We start from the raw sequence: 25,625 nt of genomic DNA, 5'->3' as shown, positions 1-25,625 counted from the left end.
CGGCCCGTTAACAGGTTAGTCGGCGGCAGCAGGGGCCGTTTTGCCCTTCTTGCCCGACTTCTTCGGTGCCGCGGGCTCGATCGCGAACGTCAACGCGCCGTCCTTGAGATTGACGGTCACTTCGCCACCATGGACCAGCTTGCCGAACAGCAGTTCCTCGGCGAGCGGCTGCTTGATCTTCTCCTGAATCAGCCGGCCCATCGGGCGCGCGCCGTAGAGCTTGTCGTAGCCCTTTTCGGTCAGCCACTTCTTCGACTCGTCGCTCAGCTTGATGTGAACGTCGCGATCGGCGAGCTGCAGTTCGAGCTGGAGGATGAACTTGTCGACGACGCGCGCCACCACCTCGGTCGGCAGATAACCGAACGGCACGATCGCATCGAGCCGGTTGCGGAACTCCGGCGTGAACATCTTCTGCACCGCCTGCTCGTCCTCGCCCTCGCGGGTGAGATTGCCGAAGCCGACTGTCTCACGCGCCATGTCCGACGCGCCCGCGTTGGTCGTCATGATGAGGATGACGTTGCGGAAGTCGACGGTCTTGCCGTGCTGGTCGGTCAGGCGGCCGTTGTCCATCACCTGCAACAGGATGTTGAACAGGTCAGGATGTGCCTTCTCGATTTCGTCGAGCAGCAGCACGCAATGCGGGTTCTGGTCGACCGCATCGGTCAGCAGCCCGCCCTGATCGAACCCGACATAGCCCGGGGGCGCACCGATCAGCCGGCTGACCGAGTGGCGCTCCATATATTCGCTCATGTCGAAGCGCTGGAGCGGGATGCCGAGGATCGTCGAGAGCTGCTTGGCGACCTCGGTCTTGCCGACACCCGTCGGGCCGGTGAACAGGTAATTGCCGATCGGCTTCTCCGGCTCGCGCAACCCCGCGCGCGCCAGCTTGATCGCCGACGACAGCTTCTCAATCGCCGCATTCTGCCCGAATACGACGCGCTTCAGATCGGTTTCGAGCGTTTCGAGCTGCTTCTTGTCGTCGCTCGACACGCTCTTCGGCGGGATGCGCGCCATCGTCGCGATCACCGCCTCGATCTCCTTCGCCGTGATCGTTTTCTTGCGCTTGTTTGGCGCCACCAGCATCTGCATCGCGCCGACCTCGTCGATGACGTCGATCGCCTTGTCGGGCAGCTTGCGATCATTGATGTAGCGCGCGGACAGCTCAACCGCCGACTTGATCGCCTCGGGCGTATACTTGACCGAGTGATGCTCCTCGAAGGCCGAGCGCAGGCCAGCAAGGATCTTGATCGTATCCTCGATCGTCGGCTCGTTGACGTCGATCTTCTGGAAGCGCCGCAGCAAGGCGCGGTCCTTCTCGAAGTGGTTGCGGAACTCCTTGTAGGTGGTCGAGCCGATGCAGCGGATCGTGCCCCCCGACAGCGCCGGCTTGAGCAGGTTAGACGCGTCCATCGCGCCGCCGCTGGTCGCACCGGCACCGATCACGGTGTGGATCTCGTCGATGAACAGCACCGCGTCGGGCAGCTTTTCCAGCTCGTTGACGACCGCCTTCAGCCGCTCCTCGAAATCGCCGCGATAGCGGGTGCCGGCAAGCAGCGCGCCCATGTCGAGCGAGTAGATCACTGCCGGCTTCAGTACGTCGGGCACGTCGCCCTCGACGATCTTACGTGCCAGACCTTCCGCGATCGCGGTCTTGCCGACGCCGGGATCACCGACATAGAGCGGGTTGTTCTTCGAGCGGCGGCACAGGATCTGCACGGTGCGATCGACCTCGGCCGAACGCCCGATCAGCGGGTCGACCTTGCCGATCTTGGCCTTTTCGTTGAGGTCGACGGTGAACTGCTTGAGCGCGCTTTCCCCCTTCTTGCCCGGCGCCTCGGCCTTTTCCTTTTTCTCTTCCTCGGGCGCGCCCTTGGCGCTGGTCGCCTCGGGGGTGGCTGCGCCCTTGCCGACGCCGTGGCTGATGAAGCTCACCGCATCCAACCGGCTCATGTCCTGCTGCTGGAGGAAATAGACCGCATAGCTCTCGCGCTCGGAGAACAAGGCGACCAGCACGTTGGCGCCGGTCACTTCGTCTCGGCCCGAGGACTGGACGTGCAGGATCGCGCGCTGAACGACGCGCTGGAAGCCGCTGGTGGGCGAGGGATCGGTCGCGGCATCGACCTTGAGCGCGCCCAGTTCGGTATCGAGATAGTGCGCGACGGTGGTCTTCAACTCGCCCAGGTCGACGCCGCACGCGGACATCACCTGTCCGGCGTGTTCGTCGTCGATCAGCGCAAGCAACAGATGTTCGAGCGTCGCATATTCGTGGCGGCGCGACGAGGCGGCCTCGAGTGCCTTGTGCAGCGTGGTCTCGAGAGCGCTGGCAAATGACGGCATCAGGTTACTCCTTGCAGGCCGCGTGAAGCCACGCGACCTCTTGCCACGAATGTCGTGATGATGGGGCTCCGCATCAAGCGGCCCTTCTCATCACCATCTCGATCCTACACCCATAACCCTGTGACCCGCGGTAAGGTGCCGGTCTTATTTTCTGAATATCGCGTCGGCACTTGCGCGATGGTTAACGGCGCCTTCGATCTTCTTGCGCGTACGGGCGATCTCGCCCTCCAGCGCCTTTACCCGCGCCTCAAGCTCGACGACTGACAGGCGATCGAGATCCTCGCGCAGCAGCGCGGTCAGCGGGTCGTCGGGGCGTGCGCCGAGGATGTCGTCCAAGTCCACGGGGAGCATCGTTGACGCTGGGGGACACGGAGTCAATATGGTCACTGACCGCAAGACAGGGCTTTCCGACACGATGACCGACGTCCCCGATACGATGCTCGCGATCGACCCTGCCGAGGCGGGTGGCCCCGAGGTGCTGATCCCGGTGCGCTGCGCTGTCCCGGTACCGGGCGACGGCGAGCTGCTGGTGCGCGTCGCCGCCGCGGGCGTAAATCGGCCGGACGTGATGCAGCGGCAGGGGTTGTACCCGCCGCCGCCCGGTGCGCCCTCGACGCTGGGGCTTGAGATTGCGGGCGAGGTGGTCGCGCTTGGCGAAGGCGTCGATCCCGACATGCTGGGGCAGCGCGTTTGCGCGCTGATCGCGGGCGGGGGGTATGCCGAATATGCGGTCGCTCCGGCGGAGCAATGCCTGCCGGTGCCGGATGCGCTGACACTGGAGGAGGCGGCGGCGCTGCCCGAGACGTTATTTACGGTGTGGACGAACCTGTTCGAGCGCGCCTTCGCGGTCGAGGGCGATACGGTGCTGGTGCATGGCGGCACGAGCGGGATCGGGACGATGGCGATCACGCTCGGCAATCTGTTCGGGCTGGAGGTGATCGTGACGGTCGGCTCGCCGGAGAAGCAGGCCGCCGCGCTGCGGCTCGGGGCGGATCATGCAATCGACTATAAGAAGGAGGATTTCGTCGCGCGGGTGAAGGAGATCACCGGCGGGCGCGGCTGCGCGGCGGTGCTCGACATGGTCGGGGGCGATTATGTGCCACGCAACCTGCAATGCCTTGGCGAGGACGGCCGGCACGTCTCGATCGCGGTGCAGCGCGGCGCATCGGCAACGGTGCCGCTGTTCGAGATCATGAAGCGGCGGCTGACGCTGACCGGCTCGACGTTGCGCGCGCGTGATGCGGGGTTCAAGGCGCTGGTGACCGAGGAGATCGCGCGGACGGTGTGGCCGTTCGCGGCGGCGGGCAAGCTGAAGCCGGTAATGGACCGCAGCTTCCCGTTCGCGCAGGCGGCGGACGCACACCGGCGGATGGAAGAGGGCAGCCATGTCGGCAAGATCGTGCTGACGATGGGATAATTTTCAAATCGTCATTGTGAGCGTAGCGCTGCCACTTAGGGTCGGATCAGGACGCCCGGGATTGCTTCGCTACGCTCGCAATGACGTGGGTCACCGCCGCTCGTACGCCTTGGGCAGCGCGCTCTCCGTCGGTGTCAGGTAGCGGTCGCGCAGCTCGGTCTGGCGCGAGCGCATTGGCTGCGAGACACCGTCGATCCACGTCGCGACCGGCACCGAGGACAGTTCCAGCGGATCGCCGTCCCAGATCACCACGTCCGCGCGACGTCCCGCGCGCAACGATCCGATCTCGCCGCCCATGCCGATCGCCTCGGCCGGGCCGCTGGTGATCGACGCGAACGCCTGCCCCCAGTCGAGCCCGGTCGCGCCGGGGATGCGCGCAATCGCGACGAGATTGCCCGCGAACTGCCGCAGCACATGGTCGCCGCCCGATGCACCGGTCGAGGCGAGCGCCACCGGCACCCCGGCGGCGCGCAGCCGCCCGACGTTCGACTCGGTTGCCGCCAGATTCTCGAATTGTGCGGGCAAATCGGCGAGCGCCGCCGCGATCACGGGCACCTTCGCCGCCGCGATCTCGCGCGCGACCAGCCAGCCCTCGGTCACGCCGACCAGCACCAGCCTGAGCTTCGGATAATCTCGCGGCAGCGCCAGCACGTTGCGGATATCCGCCGCACGCTCGACATGGACCAGCAGCGGCACCTGCCCGTCGAGCACGCGCAACAACGCCTCGGCATCGGCGCGCGTCACCAAGGCGTCGCGCGAGCGGCCGTCGAACGCGGCGGGATTTCGGCGGAAGTCCTGCGCCTGCGCGAAGGCGTCCCGAAGTAGCGCATAGGCCGCCGGGCGACTGCCGCCCGCCAGCTTGCCGCCGCCTTCGCCCAGTTCGACGAACTGGAAGGCGCGCGGGCGGGTCACCGCATCCGGGTCCGCGCCGAGGTCGATGATCGCGCCCTGCCCGGCGAAGATCGAGCCTTCGGCGCTCGGCGTCACGATCGCGCGGGTCACGCCGCCCAGCCGCTCGTTGGCGACCTTCACCGCTGCCGGGTTGACCCCCAGCGACACGTCGATCGCGGCCTTGAACGGCGAGTTGCGTGCACCGGCGTCATTGCTTTCCTGCACGCCGTCGGCGTCGACCAGCGAGAGGTCGGTCAGTGCCGAGACGACCCCCGCCGACACCCATTTGCCGGCCGCGTCGATCACCTGCGCGCCGGCCGGCACCGCGACGCCGCGCCCGGCGGCGACGATGCGACCGTTCGCGATCACGACCGTGCCGCCCTCGATCGGCGCGGAGCCGTCGCCGATTGCGACCGTGCCTCCGGTGATCGCGACGGTCTGCGCGACAGCGGGGGTCGCCAGCATGGTGGCGAGGAGGAGCAGCGCGCGCTTCACTTGACGTCTCCCGAGCCGGGCTGGCCGAGTTCGAAGTCGCTCACCGGGCGACGTTTCGGATCGTTGGCGTCGTAGAGCAACGCGCCGTCGATCCAGACTTTCTCGGGACGCGTGTAGACGCTGAACGGATTGCCGTTCCACATCACCACATCCGCCATCTTGCCCGGCTTCAGGCTGCCAGTCTGCGCGTCGATACCGAGCGCCTTGGCCGGCGCGAGCGACAGCCACTTCCACGCCGCCGCATCGCTGATCTTGATGCCCGAGTGGCGAGCCGACGACAGCACCTTGGCGACTTCCTGGTTAAGTCGCTGGATGCCGTTCTCGTCATCGGAATGGATCATCGCACACGCACCGGCATTTTCGAGGATTGCGAGGTTCTCACCGATCCCGTCATAGCTTTCCATCTTGAAGCCGTACCAGTCCGCCCACACCGCCGCGCAGGTGCCGCTCGCCTTGAGCAAGTCGGCGATCTTGTACGCCTCGACCGCGTGGTGGAAGGCGGTGACGTGGTAGCCGAACTCCTTGGCCATATCGAGGACGATCGCCATTTCGTCGGCGCGGTAGCAATGGTTCTGGACCATGATCTCGCCCGACAGCACGCCACGCAGCGTGTCCATGCCGATGTCGCGATCGGGAGCGTCGCCGCCCTCGGCCTCGTATTTGTCCCACTTGCGCTTGTAAGCGACCGCCTTCGCCCAGGTCTGGCGATCGACGGCGACATTGCCCATCCGCGTCGAGGGTTCGCGGTTCTTGCTGCCGTAAACGCGTTTCGGGTTCTCGCCGCACGCCATCTTCAGGCCATAGGGCGCACCGGGGAATTTCATGGCCTGCATCGTGCGCGCATAGACGTTCTTGAGCACCACGCTGCGCCCGCCCATCAGGTTTGCCGAGCCGGGCAGGATTTGCAACGTCGTCACGCCGCCGTTCGCCAGCGCGCGGCCGAAGCCGGGATCCTGCGGCCAGACGCTGTGTTCGGCCCAGACGTCGGCGGTAATCGGCGCGGTCGCTTCGTTGCCGTCCGAATGCGCCTGCACCGACGGTGTCGGGTAATCGCCAAGGTGGCTGTGGATGTCGACAATCCCGGGGGTTATGTACTTGCCCTGCCCATCGATCACCGTCGCGCCGGCCGGGGCGTCGAGCGTCTGCCCGACCGCAACCACTTTGCCGTCGGCGAACAGCACTGCGCCCCCGTCAATCCTGTTGCCCTCACCGTCGAACACCGTGACGTTGCGCACCAGCGTCGGCGTCCCCGAATAGGCGTGATAGGTGGAAGGGTAAGGATCGCGTGCATAGCGAACCGGTGGCGCCTTCTTTGCGGCCGTCGCGGGCTTATCGTTGGCGGTAGCGCAGGCCGATAGCGGCAGCGCCAGCATTGCGGCCGATAGCAAAGCACGCCGGGCGTGGTGCGTATTCATGGCGAGACCCCTTTTTTATTCACTCTTTAGTTGTCCCGATCATGGACGCGGTCTTGCGCTGCGGTCAAGCGAGCGTCGCGTCATTCGGGTTGCAAAGCGGAGCAGGGAAAAGGTTCCTCGCCGATATTTGATTACGCAAATAGATACATGTTGATTTCATTTAAGGGACGCGTTGACCTGTATGAAAACCCTGTCTAGTGCGAGGCACGTAAATAAGGGAGCGCCCCATGTCCGAAGATACCATGACCGCCAACGCTGTTGAGCTTGCCACCGAACTGACCATCGCGTGGCTCGCCAATCCCAACACCCGCGCTTCGGGTGAGGATGTCCCGGCGTTTCTGCGCACGATGCATGATGCGGTGACGAACCTGTCATCGTCGACTGCGCCCCCCGCCCCGGAAGAGCCCGCTGCAGAGTATACGCCGGCGGTGTCGGTGCGGAAGTCGCTCGCGTCGAAGGATCATCTGATCTCGCTGATCGACGGCAAGCCGTACAAGACGCTGCGCCGCCATCTGGCCGGCCATGGTCTTACCCCGGACGACTATCGTCAGCGTTATGGCCTGAAGCCCGACTATCCGATGGTCGCCGAAAGCTATTCGGAAGCACGTCGTGACATGGCCAAGAAGATCGGCCTCGGCCGCAAGCCCGGCGCCCGCCGTGGCGAGACTACGGCTGCTGCCGAGCCGACGACCGGTGGACGTGGCCGCCGCAAGACGACGCAGGCGGAGGGCTGATCGCCCGCTCCGCACGGGACGGCCCGCCGATGTCGATCGTCGATCCGATGATCGCCCCGGCGGTTGACCGCGCCCGTGCGTCGCTAGCGCAAGCGTTGCGTGAGATGGTGGGCAGCGGCGAGCTGGATCTCGCCCGCCCGCCCGGCGACCGCGGGTTGATCGCTGATACGTCGCCGGCGTGGCGGGTACATGGCGACTTCTCCGCGATGATGATCGGCGGCATTTCCGCCTTGCTGCTCCAGATGCTGCACCCGGCCGCACTTGCGGGAGTCTGGGATCACAGTGACTTCCGCCGTGACCGGCTCGGCCGCTTGCGGCGCACCGCACAATTCATCGCGGTCACCACTTATGGTCCGACCGATCTGGCCGAGCGCACGATCGCGCATGTCCGCGCCATCCACGATCGCATCCACGGACAATTGCCCGACGGCACGTCATACGATGCGAATGATCCCGCGTTGCTGACGTGGGTGCACGTTGCCGAAACCGACAGCTTCCTTCGCGGCTATCTACGCTATCGCGACCCGTCGTTGTCGCCTGCGGAGCAGGATCGTTACGTCGCGGACGTCGCCATCGTCGCCGAGCGGCTGGGCGCGCGCGACGTGCCTCAATCGCGCGCCGACATTGCCGCTTACTACCGCGTCGTCCGTCCGCAGTTGCGCGGCGATCACCGCGTGCGCGAGGTCGCCGATGCGTTGCTCGCTCCTGGCCCGGATCGTGCGCAGGCGGCCGGGCTGGCGGTGGCGGCTGCGGCGGCGCTCGATCTGCTGCCCGACTGGGCAGCGGCGCTTCACGACCGGCGTCCGCCGCCGCTTGCGCGGCCGGCGATCCGGGCAGGGGCGGACGGTATGAGCCGCGTCCTCCGCTGGGCGTTGCGCGCGCCCTGAACCGTTCGGCATGATGGCTCGTTCTGCAAGGAAAGGAGCCGGGACAATGCCGCTTACCACCGATGCCGAGATCAGGACGTTGCTGGAAGAGGTGCGCACGATCGCGCTGGTGGGTGCGTCGGATCGCCCGACGCGACCGTCGAATGGCGTGATGGCGACGTTGCAGGGGCACGGCTATCGCGTCATCCCGGTCAACCCGCAGATCACGGGCACGCATGTTCACGGTGAGTTCGTGTTTCGCGATCTCGAACAGCTGGGCGACCGGATCGACATGGTCGATATTTTCCGCCGCTCGTCGGAGGCCGGCGCGGTGGTCGATCAGGCCATCGCGATCGGTGCCGGGGCGGTGTGGATGCAACTCGGCGTCGTCGACGAGGCCGCCGCCGCGCGGGCCGAGGCGGCGGGATTGAAGGTGGTCATGGATCGCTGTCCGGCAATCGAGATACCGCGGTTGGCGGTTGGCGGTTGGCCCCGTCGGTGACTGACGGCGGCAGCGCCATCGCGATAACGATCCGCACGACACGGTGTGTACCAGAGCCTCCCCAATAATTGTCGCAACTGTTACATCCCCTTTCCAACGCCACAAAAAAGGGGAGTGCATGTCCAGTCTATTCCGGCGCAAGCCGATCGCCGTCGATCATGGCGACGGGCACGTCCTCGCCCGGACGCTGTCGTGGCCACATCTGGTTGCGTTGGGCGTCGGCGCGATTGTCGGGACCGGGATCCTGACGCTGATCGGCGTCGGTGCGGATCGCGCCGGGCCGGCGGTGATGCTCAGCTTCGTCATCGCGGGGGCGATCTGCGCCTGTGCAGCGCTCGCCTATGCCGAAATGTCGACGATGATCCCGGCATCGGGCAGTGCATACACGTACAGCTATGTCGTGCTCGGCGAGGTCATCGCCTGGGTGATCGGCTGGTCGCTGATCCTCGAATATTCGCTGGTCGTCTCGACCGTTGCGGTTGGCTGGTCGGGCTATGCCTCGGCGTTGCTGACACCGCTCGGCTTCCCGGTCACGCTGACCAACGGACCGGAACTGGGCGGAATCGTCAACGTACCCGCGGTGTTCATCATCGCGGTCGTCGCCGGGCTGCTGTGCTTCGGCACCAAGGAGAGCGCGACGCTCAACGCGGTGCTGGTGGCGGTTAAGCTCGTTGCGCTGACGGTGTTCGTGTTCGTCGCGCTGCCGCATTTCGACGCCGCCAACCTCCACCCGTTCATGCCGCACGGCTTCACTGCTTCGGTTGACGCCGACGGCAAGGAGCGCGGGGTGATGGCCGCGGCGGCGATCATCTTCTTCGCTTTCTACGGGTTCGACGCAATCTCGACCGCGGCGGAGGAGACCAAGGACCCGGGGCGCGACCTGTCGATCGGAATCATCGGGTCGATGTTCGGGTGCATCATCATCTACGTCGGCGTGGCGATCGCGGCGGTCGGCGCGCTCAGTTATACGCAGTTTGCGGGTTCGCCCGAGCCGCTGGCGCTGATCCTGCGCGATATCGGGCGGCCGGGGTTCGCGACCTTTCTCGCCGCCAGCGCCGTGATCGCGCTCCCGACGGTATTGCTCGGCTTCCTCTTTGGGCAAAGCCGAATATTCTTCGTGATGGCGCGTGACGGACTATTGCCGGCGGGGTTGGCGAAGGTGTCGCCACGCGGTGCGCCGGTGCGGATTACACTGATGACCGCGGCGCTGGTTGCGGTGATCGCGGGGGTGATGCCGATCGACGCGATTGCCGCGCTCGCCAATGCCGGGACGCTGGCGGCTTTCGTCGCGGTATGTGTGTGCATGATGGTGATGCGCCGCCGTGCGCCCGATGCCGAGCGGACATTCCGCGCGCCACTGGCGCCGCTGGTCGGGACGTTGGGCGTGCTGGGCTGCATCTATCTGTTCTTCAGTTTGCCGCTGAAGACGCAGGAGTATTTCCTGCTTTGGAACGTCGTCGGGCTGGCGCTGTACTTCGTGTACGGGCGCAAGCGCGCGGCGGTGGCTTGAGTGTAGCCGTCATCCCCGTCGCTGCGGGGATGACGGTGGAACGTCAGCGTTTCTTCACGAACTCCGCGCGCAGGACCAATCCCTTGATCCCATCGAAGCGGCAGTCGATTTCCTGCGGGTCGCCGGTCAGCCGGATCGACTTGATCGCGGTGCCGCGCTTGAGCGTCTGGCTGGTGCCCTTGACCTTCAGGTCCTTGATGAGCGTCACCGCATCGCCGTCGGCGAGCAGATTGCCGACCGCGTCGCGGACCTCCATCCCCTCGGTCGTCGGTGCAGCGGCGCTGACCTCGCCTGCCGGCACCCATTCGCCGGTCGCCTCGTCGTAAACGTATTCCTCGCTCAACCCCGTGTTCCCCCCAAAAGCAGAAAGGGAGGACCAGCGGCCCTCCCTTCCCGAAATCATCCTGATCGTCGCAACTTACGCAGCGAGGTTCCGCAACACGTACTGCAGGATGCCACCGTTCAGGAAATATTCCAGCTCGTTGACCGTATCGATCCGGCAGCGGGTCTGGAACTGCTCGGTCGACCCATCCTGGCGCTTCAGCGTGACGGTCACGTCCTGACGCGGACGGAGGTCGGCGACGTGGTGGATGGTGAACGTCTCGTCGCCAGTCAGCTTGAGCGTTTCGCGGGTCACGCCGTCGGCGAACTGGAGCGGGAGGACGCCCATACCGACGAGGTTCGAGCGGTGGATGCGTTCGAAGCTCTCGGTGATAACCGCCCGCACGCCCAACAGGTTAGTGCCCTTCGCCGCCCAGTCGCGCGACGAGCCGGTGCCATATTCCTTGCCGGCGATGATGACGAGCGGGGTGCCGTCGGCCTTGTGACGCATCGCGGCGTCGTAGATCGGCATCACCTGACCCTCGTAACGGCTCATGCCGCCCTCAACCCCCGGCACCATCCCGTTTTTAATACGGATGTTGGCGAAGGTGCCGCGCATCATGACCTCGTGATGGCCACGACGCGCGCCATAGCTGTTGAAGTCGGCGCGGCTGACCTGATGCTCCTGCAACCACGTCCCGGCCGGGCTGTCGGCCTTGATGCTGCCGGCCGGCGAAATGTGGTCGGTGGTGATCGAATCACCGAGGATCGCCAAAGGCTTGGCCTCGATGATGTCGGTCACCGGCGCCGGGGTCATCTCCATACCCTCGAAGTACGGCGGGTTGGCGACATAGGTCGAGCCGGCGCGCCAGGCGTAGGTGTCCGAGCCGGTCACGTCGATCGCCTGCCACTTCGAGTCGCCGGCATAGACGTTGCCGTAGCGGGCGCGGAACATACCGTCGTCGATGTTGGCGGCCATGAGGTCCGAAACCTCCTGGTTGGTGGGCCAGATGTCGCGGAGGTACACATCCGTGCCATCGGTGCCCTGACCGATCGGCGTCTCGTTCATGTCGGTCGTCACGGTGCCCTTCAGCGCATAGGCGACGACCAGCGGCGGCGAGGCGAGGAAGTTGGCGCGCACGTCGGGTGAGACGCGGCCCTCGAAGTTGCGGTTGCCCGACAGCACCGAGGCGGCGACGAGATCGTTCTCGTTGATCGCCTTGCTGATCGGCGCGGCGAGCGGGCCCGAATTGCCGATGCAGGTGGTGCAGCCGTAGCCGACGAGGTTGAAGCCGATCGCGTCGAGATCTGCCGACAGCCCGGCCTTGTCGAGATAGTCGGTGACGACCTGCGACCCCGGCGCGAGCGAGGTCTTCACCCACGGCTTCGGCTTGAGCCCCAGCGCATTGGCCTTGCGCGCGACCAGACCGGCGGCGACCAGCACCGACGGGTTCGAGGTGTTGGTGCAGCTGGTGATCGCGGCGATCACGACGTCGCCATCGCCGATGTCATGCCCGCGCTCGTCGACTGCGACGCGCTGCGGCTTTTCGCGATGGTAGAGCTTGAACAGGTCGCCGTTGAACACCTCGTCGACGGTGTCGAGGCTGACCTTGTCCTGCGGGCGCTTCGGGCCGGCGAGCGAGGGCACCACCGTGCCCATGTCCAGCTCGAGCGTGTCGGTGAAGACGGGATCGGGCGCGTCGGCATAGCGCCACATGCCCTGCGCCTTGGCATAGGCCTCGGTCAGCGCGACGACCTCGTCGGGACGGCCGGTGAGGCGCATGTAGTCGAGCGTCTTGTCGTCGACCGGGAAGAAGCCGCAGGTCGCGCCATATTCGGGCGCCATGTTGGCGATCGTCGCGCGATCGGCGAGCGTCATCTGGTCGAGACCCGGGCCGTAGAACTCGACGAAGCGGCCGACGACGCCCTTGGCGCGCAGCATCTGCGTGACGGTGAGCACGAGATCGGTGGCGGTGATGCCCTCGCGCAGCGCGCCGGTCAGCTTGAAGCCGACGACCTCGGGGATCAGCATCGACACCGGCTGGCCGAGCATCGCGGCCTCGGCCTCGATCCCGCCGACGCCCCAGCCGAGCACGCCGAGACCGTTGATCATCGTCGTGTGGCTGTCGGTGCCGACCAGCGTATCCGGATAGGCGATCGTCGCGCCGCCATTGGCGTGGTCGCCCGTCTCCTGCGATGCCCAGACCGCATGGCCGATATATTCGAGGTTCACCTGGTGGCAGATGCCGGTGCCCGGCGGCACGACCTTGAAATTGTCGAGCGCCTTGCTGCCCCACTTCAGGAACTCGTACCGCTCGGCGTTGCGGGCATATTCGAGATCGACGTTATCCTCGAACGCCTTGGGCGTGCCGAATTCGTCGACCATCACCGAGTGATCGATGACCAGGTGGACGGGCACCTGCGGATTGATCTTCGCCGCGTCGCCGCCCAGCTTGGTGATCGCATCGCGCATCGCGGCGAGATCGACCACGCACGGCACGCCGGTGAAATCCTGCATCAGCACGCGCGCGGGGCGATACTGGATCTCGCGGTCACTGCGGCGCTCCTGCTGCCAGTCGACGATCGCCTTCACGTCCGCCTCGGTGACGGTCACGCCGTCCTCGAAACGCAGCATGTTTTCGAGCAGCACCTTCATCGAGAAGGGCAGGCGGCTGATGTCGCCGAACTTCTCCTCGGCGGTCTTCAGCGAGAAATAGTCGTAGGACTTGCCCCCGGCCTGCAGCGTCTGGCGGGCGTTGAGCGTATCCTGGCCGATGGCCGTCATGGGCAAAGTCCTTTCTTCAAGGGCCGTCGAGCGGCAGCGCGCAAATAGGCGCGCGCGGGCGCAGCGACGGGAGCGAAACTCTCGGTCGCCGCGGGCGATAGCAGCCGTGCCGCATGTGCGAAAGGGGGGAGGGATGTTGCTAATATGGCGAAATTGGCGGATCGCTGTTTCGGGTGCTGCAGGGGAATGTGCGAGTAATCGCTGTCGCCAAGAACGCAGAAATGGGCGCGCCGGCAGGCGCACCCATCCTTGTTCTGCTTCAGTGGTACGGTTCAGACGAGGCTGACGCGCACGGCGCGACGCTGCCGACGCAGCGCGGCACCCGCCACGCCGATCCCGACGATCATCATCGCCCAGGTCGAGGGTTCGGGCACAGCCGGCGCTGCCGTCACCTTCAGCGACTTTAGCTGCATGTAATCATAGCCGCCGTATGCCAGCAACGTGAACGTCCGCGCCGCCGAAGGCGCGTTCTTGGTGGCATCGGCCTTCAAGACCGGATTGAAGGTGAGATCGCCGGCGAACTCACCGCTGTGGGGCTGGCCGAAGAAATGATCGGCATCGACGCGCTGCCCGACCAGATCCTTGCTGAGATCGAGCGCCGTGGGAAGGTAGAAGGTGAGATCGTTGAAGTCGGCGGTGGTGAACGTGCCGTTGCCCCATTTCGCGCCGGTCACGGTCATGACGAGGTTGCTGACCGCAGACCATTTGGCCTTTGTCAGATAGTTGGTCGATGTATTCAGCCGGGCGAGTTCGTCATCGGCAATATCGAAGGAACCGGTGGCCTGCGCATCGCTGCCCAGGATGCCGCCGTAGACGAAGTCCAGCGTGGCGGCATGCGCCGATGCCCCGAGCAGCGAGAGCGAACAAAAGGCGGCGAGGCCGGCAAATTTCTTGAAAAGTGTCATTGCTGCAATCCCCTTGCTTGTTCGTCGTCGAACGAAGGGACGATATGAAGTCTTGAAAAATCGTCGCAAATGTCGAGCTCGTTCCCGTTGTTCAATTTTGGTACTGACACCAGGGTCAATAATGCTAAATTGTTGTACTTGCTAAAATTATAAATCGCCAATTTGGGTCGGTCATGAAAACGTCTTCAAATAATCATCTAAACCAAGGTCTCAAGCTACCTTTTTTCCGCTCGTGGAGATGGTTTCGCCACTAATGATGCACACGGAGTGCTCCACGGACGTTACGTCGAGCAGCGATTCGTTTAAGCGAAAATAGCATTGATCGGGTGTCAAGAGTGCACCCCGGCGACGGTCGGCGCAGCGTCACGCCGTCGACCAAATCGCGTCTCACTGCGCGAACGAGGGGTACTAACAGAGCAAGCCGGGGCAATCCCCGATTCAACCCGCTCGCTTTATCAGCACGAATCGTCTCGCAACGGCTGGCGGGAGTGGGTCCACGGGCAAGGTCTGTCTGTTTAATCAACCGAGGTCGTGCCAGACAGACGCCCGGTCACGCCGGACCGGGCGAACCAACATCCCGCGATCGCTGCGACAATGATCCGGTACGAGCGGCAACGGGACGATTACATTGATGGAGGCTTGCGGGACTCGTTTTCCGAACCCGTTCCCGATCGTTCATTTCCGATAATGCGCTCGAGAGGCGGAGAAGCGGGACCGCCACGCGGGCTCGCGCTGTCCTGCATCTGCCAATCTGCGGTACTTGTCAGCAGAGCGGCGTGGCGGATCGCAGATGGATGGTGAAACGAACAACGAGGGCGCCGACCGTAAGGCAGCGTTCCGGTATCGGCAGGACGGGTGGACGCCGATGTGGCAGGTGGCGTTCCTGCGCGCGACCGCGTGCGTGCGTGCGCGATGCGTGCGCGCAGGTCGGGCTGAGTTCGCGACGTCCGCCTATCGCGTCAAGCGACGTCTCCCCGAGTTCGGCGCGCCGTGGGATGCGGTGTTCGCCTGTCAATTACCGGCGCTGGAGCGTGCGGCTTATGCGCGCGTGGTCGAGGGGTGGCTGGAGGCGAACGTCTACAAGGGCGAGATGGTGGCGCATCGGCGGCGCAATTCGGACGCGATGCTGCGGCTGTTGTTGCAGCGCGAGGATGCGCGCCCGATCCCGGTCGGGGTGAAGGCGAGCGGCGGGCGGCTGGTAACGTCGGGGCAGGAAGCATTAGGAGAGCTATGAGCGGCGCGGGGCGACTTTTGTCGACCGTCTCTTTCCTTCCGTCATCCCGGACTTGATCCGGGATCCCGCTTCTTTCTTACGTAGCGGAAGCAGCGGGGTCCCGGATCAAGTCCGGGGCGACGAACGAGGAGATGTTCGGATCAAACCATCGGCCACGCTGCAGCGACGCCCGACATGTCGATCGCGCCTATAGCGTCGCGATCATCCCGGTCAGCACTTCGAGGCAGGCGACGCCGAGCGCCTTCGAGCGTTCGGCGCTCCACCCGAACGCCGGATCGGGGTTGGCGTCGTGATCCTTGAACGGCATCTCCAGTGTCACCGATACCGCGCCGAACCGCTCGGCGAGCTGGTTGGTCGACATCGACAGATTGGCGTTGCCGGGGGCGGACTTCTCATAGCCGAGCTGGGTCTGGAAGTCGCGGGTGTGCGCCGCGAGCCGCCGGCCGAATTCCGTGAAGCTGTCGCCGCGCGCGTTGGTCCACGACGGAATGCCCTCGAACCCGGCGATGAAATTGGCGGCGATCGCCTCGTCGCCGTGGACGTCGATCGCGAAGGTGACGCCGGTCGCGTCCATCTCGCGCAGGACGCACAGCACTTCGGGGCTGCGCTCAGGCGTGGGGGCGTGCCATTCACGGTTGAGGTTCACGCCCGCCGCATTGGTGCGCAGATGCCCGCGGCGCGTGCCGTCGGGGTTCATGTTGGGGACGACGTGGACGGTCGCCGCGCGCAGCAGCGGCGCGGCGGCGGGGCTGGTCAGCCAGTCGAGCGCGCCCTCCATCCACCATTCCGTCATCGACTCGCCCGGATGCTGGCGCGCGTAGAGCCACACCTGCTTCGCGCCGGTGCCGAGGCGGAAATAGTCGATCGCCTGTCCGTCGAGTGTCTCGCCGAGCTGGCGGTGCGTGACCCCGGGGCGCGCGGCGATGCGCGCGACCAGCCGCGCGTGCATCTCCATCGTATAAGGCGCGAAATAGGCGAACCACGCCAGATCGGTCTGCCCGGTCCAATCGAAGCTGAGCACGCCGCCGTCGTAGCGTGTGTCGATCATCCTCCACTGGTCGAGATCGGCCGAGGCGCGCGTCTTGTAGCCAGGCCAGCCGAACGGATAGGCCGAATCGCCGGCGTTCAGGATGCGGAAATTAACGCGCTTGCCGCGCAACCCGGCGGCGCGGAAATAGAACCACTGGAAAAACTCGGACTGGTGATCGCGGACGATCTCCAGATCGCAGCGCCAGTCGTCGCCCGCGCCGTCGATGGCGACGACCTTGATGTTGCCGCCGTCGAAGGCAGCGTTGATGTCCAGCGTCATTTTACCTCGATCGTCCGTCCCGAATCGCCGGGGAAGTTCTTGAAGAGCGCACCGGCGAGCCGGCCGGCGACCGTGGCGGCGTCGGCATCGGGCGCGCTGGTGTCGGTCAGCGACTGCGCCTGTCCCTCCCAGATCGCGTCGCCGCCGTGGCGGATGCGGACCGCCAGCTCGGTGACGAGCCCGAGCCGACCGCCCGAATCACCGCCAACCGGGAAGCTAACGCCGCCGCCCAGTCCGGTGCCGCCGCGCCAGCCGCCCGAATAGCCGCCACCCCCGATTCCGATCTGGACCGGCGAACGCCGCGGCGGCAGTCCGCGCTCGGTGCGGGTGAAGCCGACGGTGGCGATGAACTCCGGCCTGGTGCCCGGCGGCGCGCTGGTGAAGCCGTTGCGGAGCAGCTCGGCCTCGACCGCGGCGGCATAGGTCTTGTATTCGAGGCTGGGCGAGGAAGGGCCGGGCAGCGGCTCGACCGCGATCGTTCCCCGCTGTGCCACCGCGTCATAATGGAAGCGCGTCGCCTGTACCGGGAAATGCTGCGGCCCGGTGGTGCAGGCGGCCAGCGGCGCCAGCGAAAGAGCCAGAAGAATCGCGCGACGCATGACACACCCTCGATAAGATCGTTGCGACATAACAACGCACGCTTGCGGTGCAAGCTCCCGCTCGGTTGACTTTCGCGGCCGTGCTCTCTAGGCGGCGCGCTTCCCAGTTTTCGAAGAAGCGCAGCCATGAAGATCCGCAACAGCCTGAAGTCGCTCAAGGACCGTCATCGCGATAATCGCGTGATCCGCCGTCGCGGCCGGACCTATGTTATCAACAAGACGAATCGCCGGTTCAAGGCCCGCCAGGGCTGATAACGGCCATGTCGCCGACGTCGGTCATCTTCGACGTCGGACACGTCCTGTACGACTGGAACCCGCGGGTCCTGTACGAGCGTCTGTTCGATGACGAACAGGCGCTCGACGTGTTCCTGAACGAGGTCGCCACGCGCGAGTGGCACTTCCAGCACGACGCCGGTCGTCCGTTTGCGGAGACCAGCGCGGAGCTTGGTGCGCGATTCCCGGAACATGCGGCAATGATCGCGTTGTGGGGGCCGCGCTTTGGCGAGCAGATCCCGGGACCGGTTCCCGGCATGATCGCGATCGTCGAGGAACTGGACGCGGCGGGCGTGCCGCTGTTCGCGATCACCAATTTCAGCCATGAATTCTTTCCGCCGTTCCGCGCGCGCGAGGCGGCGGTGTTCGACCGTTTCCGCGACATTGTCGTCTCGGGCGACGAGCGGCTGGTGAAGCCGGATGCGGCGATCTACCGGCTGGCGCTCGACCGATTCGGGCTGGCAGCGGACGAGGCGTTCTTCATCGACGACAATGCCGCCAATATCGCCGGCGCGCAGGCGTTGGGCATCCACGCGCATCTGTTCACCGACGCCGCGACGCTGCGGCCTGCGCTGGTCGAGGCGGGCCTGCTGCGCTGACGCGCGGCGGAACGATCGGGGGCATCACGGCTTTCTGGCTCTGACGTTATTCGGAGAGAGCCATGGAAGACGATCGCGTATGGGCGTTCGAGGAAAGCCTGTGGACCGGCGGCGCGGACCACTACCGCGAATCGATCGACGAATCGGCGCTGATGGTCGTGCCGCAGCCGCCCTATATTCTCGAAAGCCAGGCCGCGGTCGACGCCGTGTCGCAGACGCCGCGCTGGGAAAAGGTGACGTTCAAGGACGGCCGGATCGTGCGGCCGCAAGAGGGGCTGATCGTGATCGGCTATGGCGTGGAGGCGATCAAGGGCGACGAGCGCTACGTCGCGCATTGCACCTCCACCTACCGCCGGCTGGAACATGAGGTCTGGAAGGTCGTCCAGCATCAACAGACACCGCCGCTGACCGCGGAGGTGCGCGCAGCCGACGGATAACGGTCGCGAGGCGGCGGCCTAAGACGGGCTGCTAACGCCCGCGCTGAGATGTCTTTGATTGCGCGACCGAACGGACGGCGAACGAGGCTGCGCCCTGATGCAATTGTTCTTCCAGTTCGGAAATGTAGTCGCTCAACATGGTGATCGACAACGGATCGTTGATCATGCCGCGCGCGCGTCGCGCGGTCGCCAGATCGATTAGCAGATTTTTCTCGGCAGCAGCCCGCAGCATCTTCGTCTTACCCCACACCCGCGGCGGGCCATGGCCGATCGGTTGAAAGCCTGATTGTACAACTAGGTCAGGCTCTCGACCGAAACTTCCAATTTCACATGCTTTGCGATGAAGTGTTGCCAAACGTGACGGACCGTTGCGGCGCCCCATGGGAAACGTGGGGCATGTCGGAGTCGTAACCGGCTGCTGGATGTGAAAAGAGCCGGCACGCCGGGAAAAAATCCCAGGCCTGCCGGCTCCCGGTTTCGCATATCGCAGCGTTGCGGACGTGCAAGGCCGTTCCGCGTTACTGCGCGCTGGGCCCGCGATAGTCCTTCAACTCGTCGCCGACGATCTGCACGACGTGCAGCACGTTGGTCGAGCCCGGTGTGCGGAACGGCACGCCCGCCATCACGATCACGCGATCACCGGCCTTGGCGATGCCCTGGCGCAGCGCGATGCGCTTGGCCTTGGCGACCATTTCCTCGAACGACTCAACGTCGCGCGTATTGACGTTGTGCGTGCCCCACAGCAGCCCCAGCCGCCGCGCGGTATCGGTGCTCGGCGTCAGCACGAGGATCGGCACCGACGGGCGCTCACGCGCGATGCGGCGCGCGGTCGATCCGGACATGGTGAAGCAGATGATCGCCGACGCCGAGACGGTGTCGGCGATGTTCTTCGCCGCCTCGGCCAGCGCGTCGGCGGTGGTCGGATCGGGGCGGGTAACGGTGAAGTGGATGCGGTCGCCGTGCATCGGGTCGCGCTCCACCGCGTCGCCGATCGCGTTCATCATCGCGACCGATTCGACCGGCCACTGGCCCGCGGCGCTTTCCGCCGAGAGCATGATCGCATCGGCACCGTCGTAGATCGCGGTCGCGACGTCCGACACTTCGGCGCGGGTCGGCGACGGGCTCTGGATCATCGATTCGAGCATCTGCGTCGCAACGACGACCGGGCGCCCCATGCGGCGCGCGGTCTCGACGATGCGCTTCTGGAGCGGCGGCACCGACTGCGGCGGCAGCTCCACGCCAAGATCGCCGCGCGCGACCATCACGCCGTCGCACGCCTCGACGATTTCTTCGAGTCGCTCGATCGCGGCAGGCTTCTCGATCTTGGCGAGCAACGCCGCCTTGCCACCGATCAGCTTGCGCGCTTCCCACAGATCCTCCGGGCGCTGCACGAACGACAGCGCGATCCAGTCGACCCCCTGATCGATCGCGAAGGCGAGGTCGGAACGATCCTTTTCAGTGAGCGCGGCCATCGGGATCACGACGTCGGGGACATTGAGCCCCTTGTTGTCGGATAGCGGACCGCCGACTTCGACGATGGTGACGATCCGGTTCTCGTCATGGTCGGTAACGCGCAGCACCAGCTTGCCGTCGTCGAGCAACAATCGCGCGCCTGGTTCGATCGCGGCGAAAATCTCCTTGTGCGGCAACCGCACGCGCGACGCATTGCCCGGCGCCGGATCGTGATCGAGCACGAAGGTGCTGCCATGTTCGAGCACGACGCGGCCGCCGTCGAACTTGCCGACGCGCAGCTTCGGGCCCTGGAGATCGGCGAGGATCGTCGTCGGACGCTTGAACCGCTCCTCCATCGAGCGGATCGCCTGGATGACCGCAATCTTCGATTGCTGGTCGCCGTGGCTCATGTTGACGCGGAACGCATCTGCGCCCGCCTGAAAAAGGGTGGTGATCATCTCCAGCGTGTTGCTGGCCGGGCCGAGCGTCGCGAGCACGCGAACCTTGCGCGAGCGCGGAGCGATATGATTCGGGTTCAGGGTCATGCGCCTTCCTGCTTTGCCGGCACGGCCTTAGCGAGTAACGCGCTAGGATCAAATGACGGAGACAGTATGGATCGGCTCGATACGCTCGACGATGCCGCGGCAGCGGCGGCTTTCCGGCGGCTGGTCAGGCACTTGCGCCACCGCACCGACGCGCAGAACGTCGACCTGATGGGGCTGGCGGGTTTTTGCCGCAACTGCCTGTCCGACTGGGTGGGCGAGGCCGGCGGGCTGGACAAGGAAACGGCGCGAGAGACGATTTACGGCATGCCCTATGCGACATGGAAAGCGCAGCATCAGGGTGACGCCACCCCCGAACAGCTCGCGCGCATGGCGGAGAGTGTGAAGAAGAACGCGTGAGCGCGACCGGCACCGCCCTTGAGCATCGGCGCGCGCGGGCGTAGACGCGCCGCCGCACCCAATCAGGGTATCCACCACGCCGTCCCCGCCCGCGCGATTCGCGCCGGCGCCGCGGACGGCGTCGTTTTTTCTGGGGAAGTAAGATGGCGGAAGAGCGTGGCGAAGGCATGGGCGGCGGTTCGGTGGCAGCCGACGAGCTGCGGCTGCTGATCGAGCGGGCCGAGCGCCTGGAAGAAGAGAAGAAGGGCATCGCCGACGACATCAAGGACGTGATGGCCGAGGCCAAAAGCCGTGGCTACGACGCCAAGGCGATCCGCAAGATCCTGCAGATCCGCAAGAAGAAGCGCGAGGAATATCAAGAAGAACAGTCGATTCTTGAAGTCTATATGCAAGCACTTGGCATGATCTAGATCATATAACGCGCTCACAGAGCGGCGTTAAGATTATCTTTGCTCCCCACGCCGTATACGGTTCTGACGATCTTGGTGTGGGGGAAGACGCCCGGTGCTTGCGGCTTTACAGACCGGCTTCCGACCACGGGAGGAGCGGATCACCGTGCTCGTCCCGTCGCGGATGCGGCTGGAGTCGGCGTGGGTCGATATCGTGATCCACAATGTCTCGTCGCGCGGGCTGATGGCAGGTTGCGATCAGCCGCCGGCGGTGGGCAGCTACGTCGAGATCCGGCGCGGGACGCTCGTGATCGTCGGGCGCGTGCAGTGGAACAAGGGGCGCTTCTTCGGGATGCGCTCGCAGGACCGTCTGTCGGTCAAGGCGCTGATCGACGAGCCGCGCCTCGCCGGTCGACCGGCGCGCGGCGATGCGACGCCGGATAGCGACCGCCGCGCGGAACGCCGGCTGGCGCACGAAGCGCAGATGGCACGCAAGGTGGAGCGATCGCGCAGCTTCGCCTCGATATTCCAGTTTCTGGTGATCGTGGCAGTCGGCGTGGCGATGGCCGGGATCGCCGCGCATACCGTCTACACAATGCTCTCCGCACCGGCCGCGCAGATCGAGAATGCGCTGAAAGTGCAGTGAGGGTTGTGCGGGTTCAGGCGCTGATCGTCGGCGATGGAACGATGCCTCGCCCCTCGGTTCGTCCCGATCCGGCCCTGGATTGCTTCGCTACGCTCGTAATGACGGAGGAAGCGCCCTCATCCGTTGTTCCGGATCAAGTCTGGGGCAACGGCAAATCGGCAGGGCAACAGGGGCGGGGCGCTACGCCGCCTCGGCCGGGGCGGTCGTCCAGCCGAGATGCGGGATCGTGATCGAGCGCTTGCCGCCCATGTCGGTGCGGGTCACGAACAGGTCGCGCCCCTCGATATAGCCGATCAGCCGCTTGACCCGTCCGATCGAGCTGGTCCCATAGGTGTTCGCGATCGCCACGTCAGACGGGCAGGGCGCGCCGTCACGCGCCGCCTTCGCGACCAGCAGGAACGCGCCGAGCATGTCGTCGGGCAGTCCGCCGGCCAGCGCGAGCACGCTTGCCCATTCCTCGGCCTGCGGATCGAAGATGCCGGCGCGCGCGCACGACAGCCGGCGGCTGAACGCGGCGAGGTCGAGCGCCGGTTTGGCGATGCCGGCCATCCGGCACCGCACCTGAAAATCCTGAAAGAGCACCGCGGCCGGACGACCGCTGCTTTCGTCGTCGGTGACGATCGCGCGCAGCACCTCGGCATAGACCGCCTCGACCTCTTCCTCGTTGCGGTCGGGCAGCGAGGGGGCGGGGATCGTCGGCGTCGGTGCCTCGATATCGGACAGCAATTCGTCGGCGGGCACGCGCCGCGGGCGCGGGTCGAAGGTCATCGGCAGCGTCGGTGCGGCGTCGGGCGTGACGTCGAGCAGGCTCTGCAGATCGACCGAATCGGCCTGCGGCAGCGGCACCAGCTTGGGGCTGCCGCTGCGCGCCTGCGTCTCGACCGTGCCGATCCGCACCGTGATCGGCCGCCGCGACACCGCCGGTCCCAGCGCCATGAAGGTGCCGCGCGCCAGATCGCGAATCGATTCGGCCTGCCGCCGCTCCATGCCGAGCAGATCGGCGGCGCGCGCCATGTCGATGTCGAGGAAGGTGCGCCCCATCAGGAAGTTGCTCGCCTCGGCGGCGACATTCTTGGCGAGCTTCGCCAGCCGCTGTGTCGCGATCACGCCCGCGAGGCCGCGCTTGCGCCCGCGGCACATCAGATTGGTCATCGCCGACAGTGAGGCGCGGCGGACCTCCTCGGCGACCTCGCCCCCGGTGGTCGGCGCGAACAATTGCGCCTCGTCGACCACCACCAGCGCCGGATACCAATGTTCGCGCGGCGCATCGAACAAGGCGTTGAGGAAGCCGGCGGCGCAGCGCATCTGCCCCTCCGCCTCCAGCCCCTCGAGGCTCAGCACCACGCTCGCGCGGTGTTCGCGCAGCCGGGCGGCGATTCGCGCCAGTTCGCGCTCGGCATAGTCCGCGCCCTCGATCACGACATGGCCGTAGCGTTCGGAGAGCGTGACGAAATCGCCCTCGGGGTCGATCACCACCTGTTGCACCTGCCCGGCGCTTTTCTCCAGCAGCCGACGCAGCAGGTGCGACTTGCCGGACCCGGAATTGCCCTGGACGAGCAATCGGGTGGCGAGCAGTTCTTCGAGGTCCATGGTCACGGGCGCGCCGCGCTCGTCGCTGCCCATGTCTACGCTGACGGTCATGATCGCGCACCGTTTGGCCGATCATGCCCCGGTTGGGCAAGCGCTTTGCGCGCCCGCGGCACACGGCTACGGGGACGCGTCACGAAGGGGAACATTGATGGCGCACCGTCCACCGATCGCCGATCTCGCGCTGCGCATCATCGGCAAGCCGCGCCATTCGCTGGATGCCGAGGAACGCCGCGTCCTCGACAGCATGGATGCGGGGACTTTGGTCAGCCGCGACGCCGCCGACGAGGCCGATCTGCGCGCCAGCTTCGGCGACCGGCTGGCCGACAAGGTCGCGGCGGTCGGCGGGTCGTGGGGGTTCATCATCGCCTTCACGGTGGTGCTGATCGGGTGGATGCTGCTCAATACCGACGTGCTCCGCTATTTCGGGATGCAGTTCGACCCCTATCCGTACATCTTCCTCAACCTGATGCTGTCGACGCTCGCCGCGGTGCAGGCGCCCGTCATCATGATGAGCCAGAACCGGCAGGCGGCGAAGGACCGGCTTGCGGCCAGCCTTGATTACGAAACCAATCTGCGCGCCGAGCTGGAGATCCTGCGGCTGCATGAAAAGATCGACGGGCTGGTGGTCGAGCGGCTGGCGGCGCTGGAGGCGAAGATAGACGGGTTGGCGAATGGGGCTCCGCGCGCGTAAAGGCACGGGATTATCCGTCAGAGGCGATCATGGCAGGCCATTCCAAGTTCAAGAACATCATGCACCGCAAGGGCGCGCAGGATAAGAAGCGCTCCGGCATGTTCTCCAAGCTCAGCCGCGAAATTACCGTCGCGGCGAAGATGGGGCTCCCAGATCCCGACATGAACCCGCGGCTGCGCGCCGCGATCAACGCCGCCAAGGCGCAGTCGATGCCCAAGGACAATATCCAGCGCGCGATCGACAAGGCGAGCAAGGGCGATACCGAGAATTACGAGGAAATCCGCTACGAGGGCTTCGGCCCCGGCGGCGTGAGCCTGATTATCGAGGCACTGTCCGACAACCGTAACCGCACCGCGACCAACGTGCGCACCGCGGTGTCGAAGAACGGCGGCAACCTCGGCGCGAGCGGTTCGGTGAGCCACGGCTTCGACCGGATGGGGCTGATCAACTATCCGGCGAGCGCGGGGGATGCCGAGAAGGTGTTCGAGGCGGCGCTGGAGGCCGGGGCCGAGGACGTGACCTCGTCCGAGGAAGGCCATGAGATCTGGACCGAGCAGGGTTCGTTGCACGAGGTCGCCAAGGCGTTGGAGCCGGTGCTGGGCGAGGCCGAGGGCGCGAAGCTGGCGTGGCGCCCGCAGACGATGGTCGAAGTGACCGAGGCGGATGCGGCGACGCTGTTCAAGCTGATCGACGCGCTGGACGATGACGACGACGTGCAGACGGTGTGGGGCAATTACGAGGTGTCCGACGAGGTGATGGTAAAGCTGGGGTGATCATCCTCGGCCTCGATCCGGGGCTCGGCACGACCGGCTGGGGGGTGATCCGGGCCGAGGGAAACCGGCTGAGCCATGTCGGCAACGGCCAGATCCGCACCGATCCGTCGATGCCGCTGCCGCGTCGGCTCGCGAACCTGTACGCCGCGCTGATCGACGTGATCCGCGCCGAGCGGCCCGACGAGGCGGCGGTCGAGGAGGTGCTGGGCAACACCAATGCGCAATCGACGCTCAAGCTGGGGCAGGCGCGCGGGGTCGTGCTGTTGGCGGCGAGCGGCGCGGGGCTGACGATCGGGGAATATCACCCCTCGACGGTCAAGAAGGCGGTGGTCGGCACCGGCGGCGCGGAGAAGCGGCAGATTCAGGCAATGATGGCGGTGCTGCTGCCCGGCGCCAAGCTGGCCGGGCCGGATGCCGCCGACGCACTGGCGGTCGCGATCTGCCACGCGCATCATGTCGCGAGCGCGCAGGGGATGATGCGGCGGGCGCGGGCGGGGGCGTGATCTCGCCGCTCCGTCATTCCCGCGCAGGCGCGAATCCAGACGCGCGGGTC

Annotated in this window: 27 protein-coding genes; 15 read left to right on the top strand and 12 right to left on the bottom strand. The window is 65.8% G+C overall.

Going from position 1 to position 25,625, the window contains the following annotated elements; translation table 11 throughout:
• Positions 1-15: 15 nt before the first annotated feature.
• Positions 16-2,337, bottom strand: coding sequence for an ATP-dependent Clp protease ATP-binding subunit ClpA (clpA, locus tag ACI2JO_RS18600; RefSeq protein WP_404722094.1), 2,322 nt, complete (start codon positions 2,335-2,337; stop codon positions 16-18).
• 144 nt (positions 2,338-2,481) lie between these two features.
• Complete coding sequence (locus ACI2JO_RS18595) at positions 2,482-2,679, bottom strand: DUF1192 family protein (RefSeq protein WP_404722093.1); 198 nt, start codon at positions 2,677-2,679, stop codon at positions 2,482-2,484.
• Positions 2,680-2,752: 73 nt separating this feature from the next.
• On the opposite strand from ACI2JO_RS18595, the gene ACI2JO_RS18590 reads away from it, so the two are divergent.
• Complete coding sequence (locus ACI2JO_RS18590; RefSeq protein ID WP_404722135.1) at positions 2,753-3,754, top strand: NAD(P)H-quinone oxidoreductase; 1,002 nt, start codon at positions 2,753-2,755, stop codon at positions 3,752-3,754.
• Between the two features lie 90 nt (positions 3,755-3,844).
• On the opposite strand, the gene ACI2JO_RS18585 is transcribed toward ACI2JO_RS18590, so the two are convergent.
• Complete coding sequence (locus ACI2JO_RS18585) at positions 3,845-5,140, bottom strand: amidohydrolase family protein (protein WP_404722092.1); 1,296 nt, start codon at positions 5,138-5,140, stop codon at positions 3,845-3,847.
• Complete coding sequence (locus tag ACI2JO_RS18580) at positions 5,137-6,555, bottom strand: amidohydrolase (RefSeq protein WP_404722091.1); 1,419 nt, start codon at positions 6,553-6,555, stop codon at positions 5,137-5,139. Before ACI2JO_RS18580 ends, ACI2JO_RS18585 begins: the two co-directional genes overlap by 4 nt.
• 227 nt (positions 6,556-6,782) lie before the next feature.
• Between ACI2JO_RS18580 and ACI2JO_RS18575 the strand changes: the two genes are divergently transcribed.
• The 4 genes from ACI2JO_RS18575 (at position 6,783) to ACI2JO_RS18560 (ending at position 10,167) form a co-directional block, all read left to right on the top strand.
• Entirely contained in the window at positions 6,783-7,289 is a 507-nt protein-coding gene (locus ACI2JO_RS18575; protein WP_404722090.1) for a MucR family transcriptional regulator, read from the top strand.
• 29 nt (positions 7,290-7,318) lie between these two features.
• A complete protein-coding gene (locus ACI2JO_RS18570; RefSeq protein WP_404722089.1) occupies positions 7,319-8,176 on the top strand; it encodes an oxygenase MpaB family protein in 858 nt (285 codons plus the stop codon).
• A 46-nt stretch (positions 8,177-8,222) separates the two neighbouring features.
• On the top strand, positions 8,223-8,657 hold the full coding sequence (locus ACI2JO_RS18565; RefSeq protein ID WP_404722088.1) for a CoA-binding protein: 435 nt from the start codon (positions 8,223-8,225) through the stop codon (positions 8,655-8,657).
• A gap of 118 nt (positions 8,658-8,775) precedes the next feature.
• A complete protein-coding gene (locus ACI2JO_RS18560; protein ID WP_404722087.1) occupies positions 8,776-10,167 on the top strand; it encodes an amino acid permease in 1,392 nt (463 codons plus the stop codon).
• Between the two features lie 43 nt (positions 10,168-10,210).
• Here ACI2JO_RS18560 and ACI2JO_RS18555 read toward each other — a convergent pair whose 3' ends face one another.
• From ACI2JO_RS18555 to ACI2JO_RS18545, 3 genes are all read right to left on the bottom strand, one after another.
• Positions 10,211-10,570 (bottom strand): alkylphosphonate utilization protein, encoded by a 360-nt coding sequence (locus ACI2JO_RS18555; RefSeq protein WP_404722086.1) that lies wholly within the window; start codon positions 10,568-10,570, stop codon positions 10,211-10,213.
• Between the two features lie 15 nt (positions 10,571-10,585).
• Entirely contained in the window at positions 10,586-13,273 is a 2,688-nt protein-coding gene (gene acnA, locus ACI2JO_RS18550; protein WP_404722085.1) for an aconitate hydratase AcnA, read from the bottom strand.
• Between the two features lie 272 nt (positions 13,274-13,545).
• Entirely contained in the window at positions 13,546-14,178 is a 633-nt protein-coding gene (locus ACI2JO_RS18545; protein ID WP_404722084.1) for a PEPxxWA-CTERM sorting domain-containing protein, read from the bottom strand.
• A 790-nt stretch (positions 14,179-14,968) separates the two neighbouring features.
• Here ACI2JO_RS18545 and ACI2JO_RS18540 point away from each other — a divergent pair.
• Entirely contained in the window at positions 14,969-15,412 is a 444-nt protein-coding gene (locus tag ACI2JO_RS18540) for a hypothetical protein (protein WP_404722083.1), read from the top strand.
• Between the two features lie 187 nt (positions 15,413-15,599).
• On the opposite strand, the gene ACI2JO_RS18535 is transcribed toward ACI2JO_RS18540, so the two are convergent.
• Complete coding sequence (locus ACI2JO_RS18535; RefSeq protein WP_404722082.1) at positions 15,600-16,721, bottom strand: M14-type cytosolic carboxypeptidase; 1,122 nt, start codon at positions 16,719-16,721, stop codon at positions 15,600-15,602.
• Positions 16,718-17,320 (bottom strand): hypothetical protein, encoded by a 603-nt coding sequence (locus ACI2JO_RS18530; RefSeq protein ID WP_404722081.1) that lies wholly within the window; start codon positions 17,318-17,320, stop codon positions 16,718-16,720. Before ACI2JO_RS18530 ends, ACI2JO_RS18535 begins: the two co-directional genes overlap by 4 nt.
• Positions 17,321-17,446: 126 nt before the next feature.
• Here ACI2JO_RS18530 and ykgO point away from each other — a divergent pair, with 126 nt between their 5' ends.
• The 3 genes from ykgO to ACI2JO_RS18515 all read left to right on the top strand — a co-directional run bounded on the left by ykgO (position 17,447) and on the right by ACI2JO_RS18515 (position 18,629).
• Positions 17,447-17,572: a type B 50S ribosomal protein L36 gene (gene ykgO, locus ACI2JO_RS18525; protein WP_003046794.1), complete on the top strand. Its 126-nt coding sequence runs from the start codon at positions 17,447-17,449 to the stop codon at positions 17,570-17,572.
• A gap of 8 nt (positions 17,573-17,580) precedes the next feature.
• Positions 17,581-18,192 (top strand): HAD family hydrolase, encoded by a 612-nt coding sequence (locus ACI2JO_RS18520; RefSeq protein WP_404722080.1) that lies wholly within the window; start codon positions 17,581-17,583, stop codon positions 18,190-18,192.
• A 62-nt stretch (positions 18,193-18,254) separates the two neighbouring features.
• On the top strand, positions 18,255-18,629 hold the full coding sequence (locus ACI2JO_RS18515) for a DUF4440 domain-containing protein (protein WP_404722079.1): 375 nt from the start codon (positions 18,255-18,257) through the stop codon (positions 18,627-18,629).
• A gap of 31 nt (positions 18,630-18,660) precedes the next feature.
• Here ACI2JO_RS18515 and ACI2JO_RS18510 read toward each other — a convergent pair whose 3' ends face one another.
• The gene (locus ACI2JO_RS18510) at positions 18,661-18,861 is read right to left on the bottom strand and encodes a hypothetical protein (RefSeq protein ID WP_404722078.1); all 201 of its coding nucleotides are present in this window, start codon (positions 18,859-18,861) and stop codon (positions 18,661-18,663) included.
• A gap of 286 nt (positions 18,862-19,147) precedes the next feature.
• Positions 19,148-20,626: a pyruvate kinase gene (gene pyk / locus ACI2JO_RS18505; protein WP_404722077.1), complete on the bottom strand. Its 1,479-nt coding sequence runs from the start codon at positions 20,624-20,626 to the stop codon at positions 19,148-19,150.
• A 66-nt stretch (positions 20,627-20,692) separates the two neighbouring features.
• Between pyk and ACI2JO_RS18500 the strand changes: the two genes are divergently transcribed.
• The 3 genes from ACI2JO_RS18500 (at position 20,693) to ACI2JO_RS18490 (ending at position 22,018) form a co-directional block, all read left to right on the top strand.
• Positions 20,693-20,983 carry a DUF1244 domain-containing protein gene (locus ACI2JO_RS18500; RefSeq protein WP_404722076.1) on the top strand — a complete coding sequence of 97 codons (291 nt, stop codon included), beginning with the start codon at positions 20,693-20,695 and terminating at the stop codon, positions 20,981-20,983.
• A 143-nt stretch (positions 20,984-21,126) separates the two neighbouring features.
• Positions 21,127-21,393: a DUF2312 domain-containing protein gene (locus tag ACI2JO_RS18495; RefSeq protein ID WP_184036625.1), complete on the top strand. Its 267-nt coding sequence runs from the start codon at positions 21,127-21,129 to the stop codon at positions 21,391-21,393.
• A gap of 94 nt (positions 21,394-21,487) precedes the next feature.
• Positions 21,488-22,018, top strand: a complete 531-nt coding sequence (locus ACI2JO_RS18490) for a PilZ domain-containing protein (RefSeq protein WP_404722075.1) — start codon at positions 21,488-21,490, stop codon at positions 22,016-22,018.
• A gap of 180 nt (positions 22,019-22,198) precedes the next feature.
• Here ACI2JO_RS18490 and ACI2JO_RS18485 read toward each other — a convergent pair whose 3' ends face one another.
• Complete coding sequence (locus ACI2JO_RS18485; protein ID WP_404722074.1) at positions 22,199-23,659, bottom strand: AAA family ATPase; 1,461 nt, start codon at positions 23,657-23,659, stop codon at positions 22,199-22,201.
• A 97-nt stretch (positions 23,660-23,756) separates the two neighbouring features.
• On the opposite strand from ACI2JO_RS18485, the gene ACI2JO_RS18480 reads away from it, so the two are divergent.
• Genes ACI2JO_RS18480 through ruvC form a run of 3 tightly spaced genes read left to right on the top strand, consistent with a single transcriptional unit; the run spans position 23,757 to position 25,575 of the window.
• On the top strand, positions 23,757-24,299 hold the full coding sequence (locus ACI2JO_RS18480) for a DUF1003 domain-containing protein (RefSeq protein ID WP_404722073.1): 543 nt from the start codon (positions 23,757-23,759) through the stop codon (positions 24,297-24,299).
• 29 nt (positions 24,300-24,328) lie between these two features.
• Positions 24,329-25,072: a YebC/PmpR family DNA-binding transcriptional regulator gene (locus tag ACI2JO_RS18475; protein ID WP_404722072.1), complete on the top strand. Its 744-nt coding sequence runs from the start codon at positions 24,329-24,331 to the stop codon at positions 25,070-25,072.
• Positions 25,069-25,575, top strand: a complete 507-nt coding sequence (gene ruvC / locus ACI2JO_RS18470) for a crossover junction endodeoxyribonuclease RuvC (protein WP_028967736.1) — start codon at positions 25,069-25,071, stop codon at positions 25,573-25,575. The genes ACI2JO_RS18475 and ruvC overlap by 4 nt, the downstream gene beginning before the upstream one ends.
• Positions 25,576-25,625: the final 50 nt, after the last annotated feature.

The organism is Sphingomonas sp. NPDC079357 (genome assembly GCF_044901155.1).
In the GTDB taxonomy this organism is placed as follows: domain Bacteria; phylum Pseudomonadota; class Alphaproteobacteria; order Sphingomonadales; family Sphingomonadaceae; genus Sphingomonas.
The sequence above is the reverse complement of the archived record's forward strand: the minus strand, read 5'-3'. Positions and strand labels throughout refer to the sequence as shown.

Excerpts from the sequence above, each read along its gene's own strand:
- clpA (WP_404722094.1), bottom strand. The coding sequence starts at position 2,337 with ATGCCGTCATTTGCCAGCGCTCTCGAGACCACGCTGCACAAGGCACTC.
- ACI2JO_RS18590 (WP_404722135.1), top strand. The coding sequence starts at position 2,753 with ATGACCGACGTCCCCGATACGATGCTCGCGATCGACCCTGCCGAGGCG.
- ACI2JO_RS18580 (WP_404722091.1), bottom strand. The coding sequence starts at position 6,555 with ATGAATACGCACCACGCCCGGCGTGCTTTGCTATCGGCCGCAATGCTG.
- ACI2JO_RS18575 (WP_404722090.1), top strand. The coding sequence starts at position 6,783 with ATGTCCGAAGATACCATGACCGCCAACGCTGTTGAGCTTGCCACCGAA.
- ACI2JO_RS18570 (WP_404722089.1), top strand. The coding sequence starts at position 7,319 with ATGTCGATCGTCGATCCGATGATCGCCCCGGCGGTTGACCGCGCCCGT.
- ACI2JO_RS18565 (WP_404722088.1), top strand. The coding sequence starts at position 8,223 with ATGCCGCTTACCACCGATGCCGAGATCAGGACGTTGCTGGAAGAGGTG.
- ACI2JO_RS18560 (WP_404722087.1), top strand. The coding sequence starts at position 8,776 with ATGTCCAGTCTATTCCGGCGCAAGCCGATCGCCGTCGATCATGGCGAC.
- ACI2JO_RS18555 (WP_404722086.1), bottom strand. The coding sequence starts at position 10,570 with ATGATTTCGGGAAGGGAGGGCCGCTGGTCCTCCCTTTCTGCTTTTGGG.
- acnA (WP_404722085.1), bottom strand. The coding sequence starts at position 13,273 with ATGACGGCCATCGGCCAGGATACGCTCAACGCCCGCCAGACGCTGCAG.
- ACI2JO_RS18545 (WP_404722084.1), bottom strand. The coding sequence starts at position 14,178 with ATGACACTTTTCAAGAAATTTGCCGGCCTCGCCGCCTTTTGTTCGCTC.
- ACI2JO_RS18540 (WP_404722083.1), top strand. The coding sequence starts at position 14,969 with ATGGATGGTGAAACGAACAACGAGGGCGCCGACCGTAAGGCAGCGTTC.
- ACI2JO_RS18535 (WP_404722082.1), bottom strand. The coding sequence starts at position 16,721 with ATGACGCTGGACATCAACGCTGCCTTCGACGGCGGCAACATCAAGGTC.
- ACI2JO_RS18530 (WP_404722081.1), bottom strand. The coding sequence starts at position 17,320 with ATGCGTCGCGCGATTCTTCTGGCTCTTTCGCTGGCGCCGCTGGCCGCC.
- ykgO (WP_003046794.1), top strand. The coding sequence starts at position 17,447 with ATGAAGATCCGCAACAGCCTGAAGTCGCTCAAGGACCGTCATCGCGAT.
- ACI2JO_RS18520 (WP_404722080.1), top strand. The coding sequence starts at position 17,581 with ATGTCGCCGACGTCGGTCATCTTCGACGTCGGACACGTCCTGTACGAC.
- ACI2JO_RS18515 (WP_404722079.1), top strand. The coding sequence starts at position 18,255 with ATGGAAGACGATCGCGTATGGGCGTTCGAGGAAAGCCTGTGGACCGGC.
- ACI2JO_RS18510 (WP_404722078.1), bottom strand. The coding sequence starts at position 18,861 with ATGCTGCGGGCTGCTGCCGAGAAAAATCTGCTAATCGATCTGGCGACC.
- pyk (WP_404722077.1), bottom strand. The coding sequence starts at position 20,626 with ATGACCCTGAACCCGAATCATATCGCTCCGCGCTCGCGCAAGGTTCGC.
- ACI2JO_RS18500 (WP_404722076.1), top strand. The coding sequence starts at position 20,693 with ATGGATCGGCTCGATACGCTCGACGATGCCGCGGCAGCGGCGGCTTTC.
- ACI2JO_RS18495 (WP_184036625.1), top strand. The coding sequence starts at position 21,127 with ATGGCGGAAGAGCGTGGCGAAGGCATGGGCGGCGGTTCGGTGGCAGCC.
- ACI2JO_RS18485 (WP_404722074.1), bottom strand. The coding sequence starts at position 23,659 with ATGACCGTCAGCGTAGACATGGGCAGCGACGAGCGCGGCGCGCCCGTG.
- ACI2JO_RS18480 (WP_404722073.1), top strand. The coding sequence starts at position 23,757 with ATGGCGCACCGTCCACCGATCGCCGATCTCGCGCTGCGCATCATCGGC.
- ACI2JO_RS18475 (WP_404722072.1), top strand. The coding sequence starts at position 24,329 with ATGGCAGGCCATTCCAAGTTCAAGAACATCATGCACCGCAAGGGCGCG.